The organism is Bifidobacterium ruminantium DSM 6489, assembly GCF_000770925.1.
Lineage (GTDB): Bacteria > Actinomycetota > Actinomycetes > Actinomycetales > Bifidobacteriaceae > Bifidobacterium > Bifidobacterium ruminantium.
Window position 1 is genome coordinate 114,800 of record NZ_JDTK01000005.1, and the last position, 16,305, is coordinate 131,104.

General features: G+C 59.0%; 11 protein-coding genes. 9 read left to right on the forward strand and 2 right to left on the reverse strand.

Features of this window, described 5'->3' with window-relative positions; translation table 11 throughout:
* Positions 1 to 160 precede the first annotated feature (160 nt).
* The 3 genes from pdxT (at position 161) to OU26_RS03920 (ending at position 4,980) form a co-directional block, all read left to right on the forward strand.
* Complete coding sequence (gene pdxT / locus OU26_RS03910) at positions 161 to 886, forward strand: pyridoxal 5'-phosphate synthase glutaminase subunit PdxT (RefSeq protein ID WP_026646876.1); 726 nt, start codon at positions 161 to 163, stop codon at positions 884 to 886.
* Positions 887 to 1,619: 733 nt separating this feature from the next.
* Entirely contained in the window at positions 1,620 to 3,833 is a 2,214-nt protein-coding gene (locus OU26_RS03915) for a beta-galactosidase (protein WP_051592974.1), read from the forward strand.
* Positions 3,834 to 3,888: 55 nt separating this feature from the next.
* Positions 3,889 to 4,980 carry a LacI family DNA-binding transcriptional regulator gene (locus OU26_RS03920; RefSeq protein ID WP_051592970.1) on the forward strand — a complete coding sequence of 364 codons (1,092 nt, stop codon included), beginning with the start codon at positions 3,889 to 3,891 and terminating at the stop codon, positions 4,978 to 4,980.
* Between the two features lie 44 nt (positions 4,981 to 5,024).
* Here OU26_RS03920 and OU26_RS03925 read toward each other — a convergent pair whose 3' ends face one another.
* Entirely contained in the window at positions 5,025 to 5,774 is a 750-nt protein-coding gene (locus OU26_RS03925) for an HNH endonuclease family protein (protein ID WP_026646879.1), read from the reverse strand.
* 369 nt (positions 5,775 to 6,143) lie between these two features.
* On the opposite strand from OU26_RS03925, the gene OU26_RS03930 reads away from it, so the two are divergent.
* The 5 genes from OU26_RS03930 (at position 6,144) to OU26_RS03950 (ending at position 12,978) form a co-directional block, all read left to right on the forward strand.
* The gene (locus OU26_RS03930; protein WP_237743840.1) at positions 6,144 to 7,538 is read left to right on the forward strand and encodes an Nramp family divalent metal transporter; all 1,395 of its coding nucleotides are present in this window, start codon (positions 6,144 to 6,146) and stop codon (positions 7,536 to 7,538) included.
* A gap of 108 nt (positions 7,539 to 7,646) precedes the next feature.
* Positions 7,647 to 9,329, forward strand: coding sequence for an MDR family MFS transporter (locus OU26_RS03935; RefSeq protein ID WP_237743839.1), 1,683 nt, complete (start codon positions 7,647 to 7,649; stop codon positions 9,327 to 9,329).
* Between the two features lie 310 nt (positions 9,330 to 9,639).
* A complete protein-coding gene (locus OU26_RS03940) occupies positions 9,640 to 10,875 on the forward strand; it encodes a Fic family protein (protein ID WP_026646881.1) in 1,236 nt (411 codons plus the stop codon).
* A gap of 168 nt (positions 10,876 to 11,043) precedes the next feature.
* The gene (locus OU26_RS03945) at positions 11,044 to 12,237 is read left to right on the forward strand and encodes an endonuclease/exonuclease/phosphatase family protein (RefSeq protein WP_026646882.1); all 1,194 of its coding nucleotides are present in this window, start codon (positions 11,044 to 11,046) and stop codon (positions 12,235 to 12,237) included.
* Positions 12,238 to 12,390: 153 nt separating this feature from the next.
* A complete protein-coding gene (locus tag OU26_RS03950) occupies positions 12,391 to 12,978 on the forward strand; it encodes an arsenate reductase/protein-tyrosine-phosphatase family protein (RefSeq protein WP_026646883.1) in 588 nt (195 codons plus the stop codon).
* 64 nt (positions 12,979 to 13,042) lie between these two features.
* On the opposite strand, the gene OU26_RS10035 is transcribed toward OU26_RS03950, so the two are convergent.
* Positions 13,043 to 13,234, reverse strand: a complete 192-nt coding sequence (locus OU26_RS10035; protein WP_152571310.1) for a hypothetical protein — start codon at positions 13,232 to 13,234, stop codon at positions 13,043 to 13,045.
* A gap of 131 nt (positions 13,235 to 13,365) precedes the next feature.
* Here OU26_RS10035 and OU26_RS09645 point away from each other — a divergent pair.
* Positions 13,366 to 16,305, forward strand: a 2,940-nt coding sequence (locus tag OU26_RS09645) for an alpha-amylase family protein (protein WP_241435488.1), incomplete at its 3' end; no start/stop codon positions are given.

Below are 16,305 nucleotides of genomic sequence, written 5' to 3' on the forward strand. Positions count from 1 at the left end.
GCGGCTCCCTTGGGGGTCGCGGGCAGTTGCTCGCCGTGCATAGGGCGTGAAATGCGACGGTGGCCTCCATCGGCTGCCGCCGCGCCGAAACCCCAATCGTAGACAAACGCCGAAATCAATCGACGAAACCTCAAAACACGGTCAGAATACAGGAACAGCAATGGTTGTAGCAGTCGAATACATCTCCAAAGAAGAATCCGAAGACGCGGAATCCGCCAAGCATGGCGTGACCGGCATTCTCGCGGTGCAGGGCGCGTTCGCCGAACATGCGGCCATGCTCGATCGTCTCGGCGCACCGTGGAAGATGCTGCGCGCCGACGAGGATTTCGACGATTCGATTGACCGGGTCATCCTGCCGGGCGGCGAAAGCACCACGCAAGGCAAGCTGCTGCGCTCGACCGGCCTGTTCGAGCCGATCGCGGCGCATATCGCCGCCGGCAAGCCGGTGTTCGGCACCTGCGCCGGCATGATTCTGCTGGCTCGCAAATTGGATAACGATTCGAACGTCTATTTCGGCGCGCTTGACGCCGTCGTGCGTCGCAATGCGTATGGACGCCAGCTGGGCTCGTTCGCCACCACCGCCGATTTCGGCTCGGCTTCCGGCGATTCCGCCGTTGTGGTCGCGCCGGGCGAGCGCGTGCCGCAGGGCGGTGCGGCTGGTTCTGCTTCGGCTGGTTCTGTTCCGTCCGAATCCATTGTGCTGAAGGACTTCCCGCTCGTCTTCATTCGCGGACCGTTCGTGGCCGAGGTCGGTCCCGCCGCCACCGTCGAGACGTCGGTGGACGGCAACGTGGTCGGTCTGCGCCAGGGCAAGATCCTTGCCACTGCGTTCCATCCTGAGCTCACCGACGATACCCGCATTCACGAGTTGTTCCTGAGTCTCTGACACATCGCCTGATTACGTAATCGGCGTCTCTGGTCGCTTGTCCGGTTTGTCTGGCTGCATGGCTGGCCTGTGTCGGGGTTTGCCACTGCGTTCCATCCCGAGCTCACCGACGATACCCGCATTCGCGGGTTGTTCCTGAGTCTCTGGCTTGTCGTCTGGTTGGCTGGTTCGGTTGCGTGGTCGTCCCTTCCGGTCAGATGATCGTGCCGACTGCTACCAGTACTCGATTTTTTTCGAGTAGGAGGGTGTGGTTTCGTCGATTTCATTCGGAATCCGTCTCTTTTTTCGATGGCGTCTTGTATTTAGCCTCCGGTTCTCAACTTTTCGAATTCGGGGGTGGGATGGTTTCTGGGAAGGTCTCGGAAGATTCCGGAGGCAGTGACCAGTCTCTGTAGAGGATGATTTTCGGGAGGATGATTTCTTCTAAATAAGGTCGCTTCCCGCAAAGGTCTCCAGAATGCGATCTCCCAGAAGGTGCCCCCTGAAAATCGCCAGCTTTTCAAAGAGTCGCAATCGCAAGCCTCCTCTCCGGAAATCCACCAATCCGGACACGCAATCGTTTTGACTTAATCGCAATTCTATCTAATATAAGCAATATCAATAGGTACACGGTTGTACCAAAAGTGTTCGGAAAGGCGAAGAAGTGCAGACCAAGAATGGCGGAACCACCAAGATCTCCGGAGCCTCCAAAACCACAGGAGTCTCCGAATCCACACCCCTCTATGAAACCAACATCCCCGGCGGAACGTCTCCCGATCGCACCGATCGCACCGATCGCATCCCCTTCGCATGGCCGAAACTGCTGACGGAAAACGGCCGCGGTATCGCATTCGGCGGCGACTACAATCCCGACCAATGGCCTGAGGAGATCTGGGGCGACGACATCCGCCTGATGGAAAAAGCCGGCGTCAACACGGTCGCCCTCGCCATCTTCAGCTGGGACCGCATCCAACCCACCGAGGATCGTTGGAATTTCGGCTGGCTCGACCGCATCATAGAAAAACTCGGCAAAGCCGGCATCGCAACCGATCTGGCCTCCGCAACGGCCACCGCGCCGCTGTGGCTGTACGAAAAGCACCCCGAAGTGCTGCCGCGCGACAAGTACGGCCATCAGGTCAACGCCGGATCGCGCCAGTCCTGGAGTCCGACCAGCCCGGTATTCAAGGAATACGCGCTGACCCTGTGCCGCAAACTCGCCGAACGCTACGGTAGCAACCCGTACGTGACCGCCTGGCATATGGGCAACGAATACGGCTGGAACAACCGCGAGGACTACTCCGACAATGCGCTCGAGGCCTTCCGCGCATGGTGCCGCCGCAAGTACGGCACCATCGATGCGCTCAACCAGGCGTGGGGCACCACCTTCTGGGGTCAGGAGATGAACGACTTCGACGAAGTGCTCATCCCACGGTTCATGGGCGCCGATTCCATGGTCAACCCCGGTCAGAAGCTCGATTTCGAGCGATTCGGCAACGACATGCTTCTCGACTTCTACAAGGCCGAACGCGACGCGATCGCCGAGATCTGCCCGGACAAGCCGTTCACCACGAACTTCATGGTCTCCACGGACCAGTGCTGCATGGACTATGCCGACTGGGCCAACGAAGTGAACTTCGTCTCGAACGACCACTACTTCCACGAAGGGGGTGAGATGCACCTTGACGAACTGGCGTGCTCCGACGCTCTCATGGATTCGTTTGCGCTTGGCAAGCCTTGGTATGTCATGGAGCATTCCACTTCGGCGGTGCAGTGGAAGCCGCTCAACATGCGCAAGCGCAAGGGGGAGACGGTGCGCGATTCCCTTGCACACGTTGCCATGGGCGCCGACGCCATCAACTTCTTCCAGTGGCGCGCGTCCGCGTTCGGCGCCGAATCGTTCCACTCGGCCATGGTCCCGCACGCGGGAGAAGACACGAAGCTATTCCGTCAAGTGTGCGAGCTGGGCGAAACGTTGCGAACATTGGCCGATGCGGGTGTGCAGGGTAGTGAGCTGGAACGCTCCGACACGGCGATCCTGTTCAGCGCCGAATCGGAATGGGCCACCCGTTCCGAAACGTTGCCGAGTATGAAACTCAACCATTGGCACGACGTGCGCGACTGGTACCGCGCGTTCCTGAACGCGGGTTCGCGTGCTGACATTGTGCCGCTGAAATACGATTGGAGTGCATACAAGACCGTTGTGCTGCCGACCGTCCTGATGCTGAGCGCCGCCGACACCCAGCGGTTGGCCGATTTCGCGGCCGCCGGAGGGCGTGTGGTGATTGGCTACGCGACCGGTCTTATCGACGAGAATTTCCACACGTGGCTCGGTGGCTACCCGGGTGCCGGCAACGGCCTGCTGCACGACATGCTGGGCATCCGCGGCGAGGAATTCAACATCCTCGGCGCCGAGGCCGAAGGCGAGCCCAGCGAGATTCGGTTGGGTGACGGCGATTCCGCGGCCTCCGCTGATTCCGCGGTTTCCGTGTTGAATGGCGCCACGACCCGCCTGTGGCAGAACGATGTGAACGTCACCGGCGAACACGCGCAGGTACTCGCCACGTACGCCGGCGAGACGGCGGATGAATGGGATCTCGACGGCACGGCGGCGGTCACCCGCAATCCGTATGGCGCGGGCGAAGCGTATTTCGTCGGCTGCGATTTGGATGTGTCGGATTTGACGCGGTTCGTGCGCGGCTGTCTCGCCGTGCAGTCGCCGAAGGACGCGCCATCCCCAGAATCTGCCGAATCTGCTAAATCCCCAGAATCCGCCGAATCCCCCGATGTCCTGCACACCGTGCGCAAATCCCCCGAAGCCACGTTTGATTTCTATCTGCCGCGCGGCAAAAAGGAGATCGCTTTGCATGGAATCGAAGGCGAACCAATCGTCCTGTTCCGAACGGAACAAGGGGAGGAGTCCGGCTCGTATGTCGTACATCGCAACGGTGTTCTCGTGCTGAGGCGGTAGAATCAATCGAGCAAATGGGATATGAGGCAGTATTCCGAACCATACTGGGGGAGCCATGGACGAATCGAGCCTGTCCGCTGAATCAGGTGCCAGGCCGAACGGGAGAAAGAGGATCACGCTGCGCGATGTGGCCGACGAGGCCGGTGTCTCTCTGAAGACCGCGTCGAACGTCGTCAACCATACCGGCCGTATGACGGAGGCCACGCGCGAGAAAGTGCAGAAGGTCGTGGACAGGCTTGGCTACCGCGTGAACGTGGCCGCCCGCAATCTCAACCGCGGAAGCACCGGCTTCATCACGCTTGCCTTGCCGAGCCTTATCGCCCCGTACCTGTCGGAGCTCGCCAATCGGGTGATCGACGCGGCGCGCATCTACGACTATTCCGTGTACGTCACCACCTACGCCGAGGGCACGTCGCGCGGCGCCGCCTCGCTTCTGCGCGGCTTCAACACTTCCGTTTCGGACGGCATCATCCTGTCGCTTTCCGAAATGGAGAACCTTACCCCCGAGGATTTGTCTGTTGGGTATCCGCTGGTTTGCGTCGGCGCGCGATGCACGTACAACAAGGTGGATCATGTAACACCGGACGATGTGCTAAGCGCGCGTCTCGCCGCGGAATATCTGCTCGACCGCGGTGTGAAGCGGCCTGCGGTGATCGGCACGCGAACTGATTTCGCGCAAATGGCGACCTTGCGCGATGCGAAGGAAGGCAACGCGCAGTTGCGCATGCGCGGCGTGATCGAAGCGTGCGACAACCGTGACGTCAAACTTGCCGCGGAGCTGATGCCGAACGTCGGCCACGACTGGTCAATCGGTTCCGGCGCGCGCAATATGCAACGTGTTATCGATTCCGGCGTGCCGTTCGACGGCGTGATCGCGCTGAACGACCAGCTTGCGATGGGTGCGCTGTCGACGCTGGCGGTCAACGGGATCTCCGTGCCTGGCCAGGTGCAGGTGATCGGCTTCGACAACAACGAGGAATCCGCGTATTTCCAGCCGCCGCTGACCACCATGGATTCGTGTCTTGATTGGGTCGCGCCGACCGCGGTCAGCCGCATCATCAACCGCATCGGCGGTAGCCGGGTGCTGGAGCCGGAGTTGATAACCACCCAATCCCGCGTGATCGCCCGCGCCACCACCCGCGCCTAGCGTCGCGGTGTACCGGCTATTTACGCCACATGACAGCCACGCACCTACCGCTCCGGCACGCTTTGCGCCGGGCAGCCATGCAGCACGGACAGCATCGCCCGCTTTTCCTTGGTGGTGACGCTCAGCCCGTACTTGGCCTTCACGCCAATCTGCCGCGCCACGTAATCGCAACGGTACGCGCCGTTCGTCGGCAGCCAATACGCGGCCGACGCGGAGCCCTTCTCCTGATTGGCGGGACCGTCCACCGCCAGCAGGTTGTACATATCATTGCCGAACTGAATCCGTTTGGCTCGGTCCCATGCGTTCGCGCCCGACTGCCATGCGTTTTCCAGTGCCACCACATGATCGATCTGCACGGCGGACGAGGTGCGCGCGCCGCGTACAAAACGAATCGTCTTGCCAGTGTACGGATCGTCCAACGTGCCCGACTGCACCTTGCAGCCCTGCTGGTATCGCACGTCCGTCAGATCGCGTGCCAGCACATCCTCGCGCACGTCGCATCCGTTGCCGTCATCGTCCGTCTGACGGAAGCCAAACGAATCGCGATCGTAGCCGGCGCGGCGCGGATCGTCGTCGACCGTCAGCTGCTGCAATGTCTGCGCGGCGGTACCGGACGCGGTGTACTCTCCCGTCAATTCGCCGACAGTCGGATTCACCTTCGGCATGAGCAGGCCGATCGTGACGCCCGCCACCACGGCGACCACCAGCAGGATCAGTATGCGTTCCACCGGGCCGTCGGCATTGAACAGCCGCCTGCGAAAATGCGTACCATCACGCGGTCCGCGCCTTGTCATCGCGCTCCGCACACTTTTCGTGTTTCACGCAGCCTGCGCAATCTCACGTGTGCGTAAACGTCATCGACGCGAACGCCGTTGACAGGTGCAATCATCGGGACATTCGGCAGGGCGTTCGGCAGGGTATGAAAGGCGGCCATATCCTCCACAACCTTTCGTGTCGGAAGCGGACGTATTTTCCCAGCTTAGCATCAAACGGCACCGGAGCACGCAGTGTTCGCCGTGGAAGATTTGCGGAAGATTTGCGGAAGATGTACGGAAGGGCCGCGGCGGTGCTTTCGTAACAATTCCGCACATGCGACCGCGCTATAACATTGCACGGATATATATGGGGAAATACATATTGGGGAAAGAGAGTGAAGACGAACGATGGCGTACTCGAGCAGGGACAGGATCGCCTGCTCGAACGCAACCGCAAGCCGGCATCCGACCCGGATCACAAGTCCGCGCCCAGCCGGCCGCAAAATCAGCAGCACAACCAAAACCAGCAACAGAACCAACCAGATCAGAGAGACCAGAAAAACCAACCAAAACCAACCCTCCCACCACCACCACGGCCACGCGCTCGCCGGCATCCTCGGCCCCGCGTTCGTGGCGGCGGTCGCGTACGTGGATCCGGGCAACGTGGCGGCGAACATCACGTCGGGCGCGCGCTACGGCTACCTGCTGGTGTGGGTGCTGGTGCTGGCTAACTGCATGAGCGTGCTCATCCAATACCAGTCCGCGAAACTCGGCATCGTCACCGGCAAAAGCTTGCCGGAAATCCTGGGCGAACGGCTTGGCGACGCGGGCCGGTTCATGTTCTTCATGCAGGCGGAGGTGATCGCCATCGCCACCGATTTGGCGGAGGTGATCGGCGGCGCGATCGCATTGAAATTGCTGTTCGGCCTGCCGTTGTTCATCGGTGGCTGCATCATCGGCGCGGTTTCCACGGTATTGCTGATTTTCGAGAAAGGCGCCACGCACCGCGTATTCGAAAAGCTCATCATCGGTCTGCTGCTGGTGATCACGTTCGGCTTCATCGCGGGCCTGTTCATCGCCCCGCCGAATCCGAAGGACGTGCTGAACGGCCTGATTCCGCGGTTCAAAGGCACAGACACCGTGCTGATGGCCACGTCCATGCTGGGCGCCACGGTCATGCCGCACGCCATCTACTTGCATTCCACGCTCGTCAACGACCATTACGCGCCGGGGGAGCGGAAGCCGAGCGTCAGGAAGCTGCTTCACGGCAGCAAGATCGATGTGGTCTGGGCGTTGCTTCTCGCCGGTTCGGTGAATCTCGCGCTGCTGATTCTCGCCGCGAATTCGCTGTATGGCATGACCGGCACTGATACGATCGAAGGCGCGCAGCGGGCTATCCAGCATGTGCTCGGCCCGGTGATCGGCACGATTTTCTCGGTCGGTCTGCTCGCCTCGAGCCTGAGCTCCACGTCGGGCGGCACATATGCGGGCAGTGAGATCATGCATGGCTTGCTGCGCATCAAGGCGCCGATGTGGGCGTGCCGTGTGGTGACGCTGGTGCCCGCGCTGGTGGTGTTGTGGTTCGCGAAGAATCCCACGCAGGCGCTGATCGTCGGCCAGGTGGTGCTGTCGGTCGGCATTCCGTTTGCGATCATTCCGCTGATGCGTTACACGCACGACCGTGCGTTGATGGGGGAGTATGTGGACGGCCCGATCAAACACGCCGTCAATATCGCGATCGCCGTGCTGATAGTCGCGTTGAATATGGTGCTGATCGTGCTGACGATGCTTGGAAAGGCGTGATTTCCGCCGCACCGACACTTCCGTTATACGAGACTTCCCGCACCCTTGCCGCACGCTCCGGCTACCCACGGTATTAGACTTGTGCAGTCTGCAAACGGAGGGGTTTAATTGCTGAAGAATATGGAACCGGAGACAAAACCGCGTCCGAACCGCGATGTCCACGGAAGCAACGGCAGCGACGGCGGCCACAACAACGGCGGCAACGGCAGTAACAACAGCGGCAACAACCGCAACAACCGCAACAACAATCGCCACAGCCTATCCTGCCCGCTCACGCGCGAGGAATCGTACCAAAACGACCATCTTACGCACGCCGCGTTCGTATCGATCGCCATCCTTACCTTCATCACGTTCGTCGGCAACTTCACGCAGCTCCAGCTGAGCGCCGCGCTACCCACCATCGTGTCCGATTTCGGCATTTCCGTTACGACCGGCCAATGGCTGACGTCGATTTTCCAGCTCGTCATGGGCGTTATGGTGCCGCTCACCGCCTACCTGACCCGCCGATTCTCCACCCGCCAGATCGTGATCGCGTCGATGGCGGTGTTCACGCTCGGCTCGGTGTTCGCCTGGCTCGGCTCATCGTTCGTACTGGTTTTGATCGGCCGTCTGCTGGAAGCCGTCGGAACCGGCGTGATGTGGCCGGTTCTGCAGATCACGGTATTCTCCATTTATCCTCTGTCCCGCCGCGGTATGGCGATGGGCACCGTCGGTATGGCCATGAGCGTCGCGCCCGCGATCGGACCCACTTTGGGTGGTGTGCAGACCGATTTGAACGGCTGGCGATCGATTTTCCTCACACTGACGGTTATCGGCGTTATCTCGCTGCTGTTGGCGATATTCGGCCTGCGTAATTTCGGCACGCGCGACGCGTCCGCGAAAGCCGACTTCTTCTCCGTCGGCCTGTCCATCTTCGGTTTCGGCGGCCTCATGTTCGGTTTCACGAACATCGAATCGTATCCATTCACGAATCCGATGGTGTGGCTGGCCATGTTGATCGGCGTGGTTGGCATCGTCTGGTTCGTGCTGCGTCAGATCCGCGGCGCGCATCGTCAGGCCGCCGACCCGAATCGTCAGCCGCCGCTGTTGAATCTGAGCGTGCTGAGGAACCGCAGCTTCACCGTCGGTACGGTCACCGCCGCTCTGTCGTTTTTCGCATTCAGCTCGATTATGGTGATTATGCCGTTGTACATCCAGAACTGCCGTGGTTATTCCGCCGCGGTCAGTGGCCTGGTGATGCTTCCGGGCGCGCTCGGCCAGTGCATCGCGCAGTTCTTCGGCGGCAAGGCGCTTGACCGTTTCGGCGCGCGCCCGGTGGCGTTGATCGGCTCGATCACTCTGCTGTTCGGCACGATCATGATGAGTCTGATTTCCATGACCTCATGGATTTGGTGGGTGTCGATCTGGCAGTTCGTCCGTCAGATCGGCATGGGATTCGTGCTGATGCCGATCACCACATGGTCGCTCAACTGCCTTGAGCCCGAAGAGGTCAGCGCCGGCTCGGCCGTCACGAACACGGTCCGTCAGATTGCCGGCGCGATCGGTGCCCCCGTGCTGGTGATTCTGATGGAGACGTTCACATCCCTGCGTTGGGCCGCGATCGGCGGTGCGAAGAAGATGTACGCCGCGGCGAACGTGTTCGGCATCCAGTGGGCGCTGCGCGTGAGCGCCGCGATCTGCTTCGTGATGGTGCTTATGGTCTTCTTCGGCGTGCGCGGCAACGGCGCCGGATCCACCCGCGACACCGTCCAGCGCGCCCTTGGCCGCATGCACGCCCACACCGCGGCCTGAGTCTGTCCGATTGATGCGGCTTGGCTGCTGTGGTCGACGTCGGCTGCCGCAGCCGGCGTCGCGACTGACGTCGTAACCTGACATCAATCGCTATCCCATGCCTGCGCTATGCCCACGCTCACGCCATTCCGCAGCCATAGTCGCACCAATCACCTATTCCTATACCTACATTTTTGACATTTTGTAGGTATAGACATACTATGTGGTCATTTCTATACCTACGTTTTTAGCTTTTCGCAGGTATGTCAACGCCGGATAAAACGGTTCATACTTACGTTTTTGCGAGAATGACGATTCAGGGATGGTGATTATGGAATACAAGAGCATACGGCAGACGTTGGCGACGTCATCATCCACACTCAAATCACAGGATGCTGCCGAAAAGGAATATAAAAGCAGGCTGAACGGCTATTCGACGTATCGGTCGGGAATCGTATTTGACGGTCATGAGATGTTCGCTGTGGCGTTCAGGGAGCTGCTTAACGCCATGGATTCCGTGCGAGGTATGGAAGTGCGGGTTGAAGCGCTGTGGAACACGTTGCCTCCGATTGCTCGCAGAGCGTATCTGATGGAACTCATCGGTGCGGAAATGCAGAACACGAACACGATAGAAAATGTGCATACCACGCGCGAGGAGATTGCGGACGCGTTGGATGCCGCGATGGCCGATGGTCCGCATAAGCGGTTGAGCGAACTCGCCAAACTGTTCCTCGGCCTTTCCGGCGAGGGGATCGCACGCCTTGATTTGCCCCAGACGCTGAACGATATACGCAGTATCTACGATCAGGTGATGGACGGCGTATTAAAGGATGTCGACAAGCCTGACGGCATGCTGTTCAGAGCCAGAACAGTTTCGGTCTATGACGGTGCTGACAGGGTGATTCATAAGGGCGCATGGCCGGAATCAGAGATCCAGGTGCAGCTGACAAAATGGCTGGCATTGCTTTCCAACGAGACCATTCCGCCGTTGCTGCGGGCCACGATGTGCCATTACGCGTTCGAATGCATTCACCCGTTCTACGATGGCAACGGCAGAACAGGACGGTTCCTGCTCGCCCTGCAATTAAGCAAAAGCCTGTCCGTACCGACGGCGGTCAGCCTGAGCTCGGCCATCGCTGAAGCGAAAGGGCAGTATTACAAGGCTTTTGATGAAGTGCAGCATCCATTGAATTGTTCCGATGTTTCTTTGTTCTGCTATCGGATGATCCATTTCGTCGCCACAGCCCAGGAAAACATCATTTCCGTGTTGAGCGAGAAGAAGGCCATGCTCGATGCCGCGAAAGACAATCTCGAACGGTACGCCGATGCGCATGACGTTCCCGAACTGCAGAGGGACATGCTGTTCTTCCTGCTTCAGGAGGAGCTGTTCGACGATACTTCGAATTCCATATCACGGCGATTGATGCGCGAATGGCTTGGTGTGGGGGAGCGGAAGGTGAGCACCGCTCTCGATGCGTTGATGGACTTGGGTTTGCTGGAAGCGCATGGAAAACGGCCGATTCGATATTCGTTGAGTGATGCTGCACGTGGCGAGTTCTTGCGATGATTCAGTTTCGACGTTCGTGCGGTGGCGTACAGACGGTGGCGTACAGACGGTGGGAAAGACGGTGCGAAGAACGGTGAGCACGTAAAGGCACTGTGAACCTCGCGGACCGTTTACAACGAATCCATATCGCGTTGCGTATGGTGAACGGGAACGTAATGAAAGGCAAGCATGCGGCAAACCGGCGAAGGCGAAGGCACCAGCGAACAAGGTGAAGGCACCAGCGAACGCGGCAGCGGCAACGAAAACGAAGCCGAACGCGAGATCGAGGATCTGGGCGCGCGACTCGACGCTGCCGGCGCCAGTCGCAGCGGCCTCGACCACGCCCAACGCGGCATGTCCCGGCGCAGCGCCATCCTGCGCATCCTGACCATCGCACTCTGGCTGGCCACCGCCGTCATCCTGCTGGCCATGTTGCTCCGCATGCTCCCCAACAGCCTCGACGGCAAACGCTACATTCCGCTTATCGTGGCGCTCATGCCCTGGCTGGGTCTGCTGTCCCTGATAATCGTGATCGCCGCCCTGGCCATCCGCACCATCGGCGGCCGCGCCCTGCTCGCCATCATCGGCGTGGCCTGCGTCGTCATCCAGATCAGCTGGCATTGGGGATTCCTCAGACCACGGCAGATCATCAGCGACACGGCCCGCACGGCGGTCTCGCGTACCGTGTCCGGCGGCCTGCCCAACACCGCCGACCGCTACGCCCGCATCATGACGCTCAACACCAAGGAAGGTGGCGCGGATGCCTCGCAAATCGTCAACACCGTCAAGGCTGAGCATGTCGAGATACTCGCCTTGCAGGAAGTGTCCGCGGACCTTATCAACCGGCTCTCTAACGCCGGCATCGCGAATTATCTGCCGTATTCCGTGACCGCGCAGCAAACGTGGCACGACAATGGTGGTGTGAACGTGCTGTACAGCGCGGCGCCGATGGAAGACGTCAAGCAGAACCTGATTCCCGTGGAGTCGAGCAGTGTTCCGGCGGCGACCATCGATTTCGCCGGCACGAAAGTACGGTTCGGCTCGGTCCACCCCTTCTCGCCACGTCCCAGCAACCAAGGCCTGTGGAATCGTAGCCTCGATTCACTCGCCCAGTTGCAGCATTACGACAGCCTGTACGTGCTGATGGGCGATTTCAATTCCACATGGGATCATGCCAGCTTCCGGTATCTTCTTGGCAGCCGCTTCCTGGACTCCGGCGAACAGGCCGGCGAGGGTTTGCACATGACGTACCCGGCCATGCTGCCGGTGGCCGAGATTGACCATATCGTGCATGACAAGGGCGTGGTCGTGGGCGACCTCGAAACGAAGCACATCCCCGGTTCCGACCACCGCGCGCTCCTCGCCACCCTCGAAGCGCGGTAGGAATCATGCGGTAGGGGCACGGCGACGCAGTGGACGGAACAGAGCAATAAGCTATGTAGTCATGCTTTGCGGTAAGATACCGTTTTGTGGATCTACGACGCGAGGGTTTGCGTTGTTGAGGTAGGTTGTCCGGAGGATTTCCAAGGGGTAGATATGCATATCATGTTCGTTTGCACGGGCAACATCTGCCGTTCCCCTATGGGCGAGTTGTTGATGACGCACTACCTGTCTGGCACCACCGTCCAAGTGTCGAGCGCAGGCACCCGTGGTTTGCCGATGCATCCAATCGATCCTTCGAGCGGCCGCCTCATGCAGAGCGTCGGCATTGAATCGAGTGGTTTCCGTTCCCGACGATTGACTCGTCAGATGGCCGACAATGCCGATTTGATTCTTTGCTTTGAGAAACAGCAGCGTAAGGATATCGTCACGTTGGCACCTGCCGCGGTTCGCTACACATTCCTGTTGAACGACTTTGCGAACATGTGTGATTATTGCGCCCGTAATGGCATGATTGCCGGGAAGACCATTCAGGAACGACTTCAATCGGTGATTAAGAGATCATCCATGATTCGTCCGTTGATTCCTTTGCCGATGGATATTGCCGATCCTCACGGTCGCGAGTTCGATCATTTCCGCATTGCCGCCGAACAGACGAACATGGCGATTCGCAAGATTCTCAAGAGCATGCGCAAGCATTATGTGGTGGCTCCGGCTCCGGTTCGCTCCCAGATTGTTGCCTGATTTTTGCGTCGTTCTCATCGGTTGTGAAGCAAACATTCACAGTTCCTCTATATTGTGATTGTTGTCATTGATGGGGCATGTGTTGCATTTTCAATGCAGACAAGGGGTTGTTGGCGTTGAAAATTTTCTGCAACGTTTGCATGCTTGCGATTTCAGGATTTTCGATTGTGCTCGGTGCATTTTCGGGTGTAATGCAACTTTGACGACGTTTGCAAAAAAATGCAAATTCTATGCCGTCTTTGCTTTTTCTTTTCATAAAAATGCGTCTTTTTTAAGTAAAAATTGTGGTATTTTTAAAGGCAACGTTGCTAATGGCAAACGTTATCATATTAGATGCAAGGAAGCAGGGAGGGTAAGGTGCGACTCAGCACTCATACGTTCGCGGGTATGGCGAACGCACTCACCAGAAAAGAGCCTCCTCATGAGGATCAGCCTGAGCTGATGACTCGTGCGGAGCGCAGACGCGCGGCCCGTAAGGCGCGCGCCGTCAAGACCTGGAAGAAGGTCGCAGCGGGAACGGTGGCGGTCGCCACGCTGTTCGGCGGCATGGGTGTGGCATCCACCGCACTTGCCGCCGATCGTGACAGCTACCAGGACACCGTTGGGAATTCTTCTTTCGAGTCGGCCCGTAACCAGTACGGTCTGACCAAGCACATGAAGAACGGTGCCATTCTGCACGCATGGATGTGGTCGTTCAAGACCATTACGCAGCACATGCCTGAGATCGCCGCGGCCGGCTACACCTCCGTGCAGACCGAGCCGATGAGCAAGATCAAGGAAGTCGCCGCCAATGGCAAGAAGTTCACCGAGAACTGGTACTACGTGTACCAGCCGGCGAACACCTCCATCGGCAATTTCGTGGTCGGCACTGAGGCTGATCTGAAGGAAATGACCGCCACCGCCCACAAGTACGGCGTGCGAGTGATTGTTGATGTGGTGGCCAATCATTTCACTTCCGATTGGTCCGCCATCGACTCCGACTGGCAAAACACGGATTATTTCCACAAGCGCACCGGTTGTGACGGCCCCAACGGCGAGATCAAAGATTATTCCAACCGTTACAAGGTGACGCAGTGCCACCTGCTTGGCTTGTGGGATCTGAATACGCAGAACCAGGCTGTTGCCGATCGTATGCAGAAGTTCCTGAAGACCGCTGTGGCGGACGGCGTTGACGGCTTCCGCTACGATGCGGCAAAGCACGTCGAGCTGCCGACCGAAGTCTTCGACAATAAGCAGTCGAACTACTGGAACACCATTCTGAAGAACGGCTCCCAGTTCCAGTACGGCGAGGTGCTGCAGGGCGATTCCGGCCTTGACTACAAGGCATACGCCAACATGTTCCGCGACAATTCCTCCGATGGCGGCGGCAACACCGCTTCCAACTACGGCAAGACCATTCGCGCCGCTGTCGGCTCGAACAACCTTGACGTCAAGATGGTGAAGAACATCGATACCGGCGGCGCAAGCGAAGACCAGCTGGTCACCTGGGTTGAGTCCCACGATAACTACGCCAACAGCGACAAGGAATCCACCGGCCTCACCGACTATCAGATCATGATGGGCTGGGCGGTCGTTGGTTCCCGTAGGGCCGGCGCTCCGCTGTACTTCAACCGTCCGAAGGGCTCTGGCGGCACCAACCCGCAGTTCGCCGAGCAGTCCCAGCTGGGCGACGCCGGTGACGACATGTGGAAGAACAAGTCCGTCGCGGCAGTCAACCACTTCCGTAACGCCATGGATGGCAAGGGCGAGAACCTGCAGAACTGCGGCGACAAGTCCTGCCTGATGGTTGAGCGCTCCACGGCTGACGGCATCCAGAACGATGGTGTGGTCATTGCCAACATGGGCGGCGACAAGAGCCTTTCCGGCATGGACACCACGCTTGATGATGGCACCTACCCGGATGAGGTCAATGGTGGTCAGATTGTGGTCTCCAACCATAAGATCGTTTCCGGTACCGCCAAGGGCGGCGCGGTCAGCGTCTTCTACGTGAAGGGCGAATCCGATCCGAACGTGTCCGTGGAAGCGGCTTCCAAGGAATTCTCCTCCGACAATGTCAAGGTCACGTTGCGCGCGCAGGATGCCGACAATCTGAAGTACACCACCACCGAGGGCGAGAACGGCTCCTTCACTGACGGAAAGGTCATTTCCGTTGGTAACACTCTTTCCGTTGGCGAGACCGCTACCGTCAAGGTGACCGGCACCGCCGCCAAGGATGGCAAGAAGGTCAAGAAGGGTCAGGCGCTGAGCGCTTCCGTGACCGTGAAGAAGGTGGAGGTCCCGAAGCAGAACCTTGCCGCGCAGTACAGTACCAACAAGGTGGGCATGGGCGTCAAGAAGACCATCAACTTCAACGCCGGAAAGGACGCGAGCATCGCTGACTGGGACAGCTCCATGCTGATCGCGCAGGGCGCCGCCAACGACGATCCGCGCGTGTACCGCCCGAATTCCATGTATGAGGTTCCGATCGATCTGTATGCGTTGTATGGCGCCTACGATGACGACAACCTCTACCTCATGTGGGAAATGACTAACGTGCAGGATGTCGTCGACACTGGCGACGACTACCCCCTGAGCCAAGGCCACCTGTGGCAGACCCAGAACCTGCCGTTCCACATCGCCATCGACACCAAAGATGACAGCACCCGCATCGGCAACAACGGCGGTCTGCAGACCGGCGGTTCCCTGTGGGCATCCAACATCACTTGGGGCGGCGAGCAGAAGCTCAACAATGTGGTGACCATCTCCACCAACGGCTCCAACGGTCCGTGGATCTACAAGGGCGACGAGACTGGTCTGAACTCCAAGGCTGCGTATGGTCCGGCTGCTAACGCCGCCACCAACACCAAGAAGTCGAACATCAAGTTCGGCTATGGCAATGGCATTCTAAGCAAGGATGTCATCGGCATCGACGGTGGCTGGGGTGAAAACAACGGTCGTTTCATCGGCGATATGAAGGCCGAGAACCAGAACAAGGCCAAGTGGGTCAACTTCAACGAGAAGGGCCACAATTCCGCTCAGATGGATGATCACTACGAGATCGCCATCCCGCTGGAAGAGATCGGCACCACCGCTGACCGCATTGCCTCGAGCGGCATCGGCATCGAACTGGCAGCCACCTTCGGTCTGTCCGCCATGGATTCCCTGCCGTACGATCTGGCAATGAACGACAATGCTGACCTGCCGGACACCGGTTCTCAGGTGAATAACTCCTTCGAGAAGTCCGATGACGACATGTTCAGCGTGAAGATGGCCAACATCGGCGGCGAAGAGCCTCCGGTCGAAACCAAGTCCGTTAAGATTGATCAGTCGGATTACAGCGTGGACCTG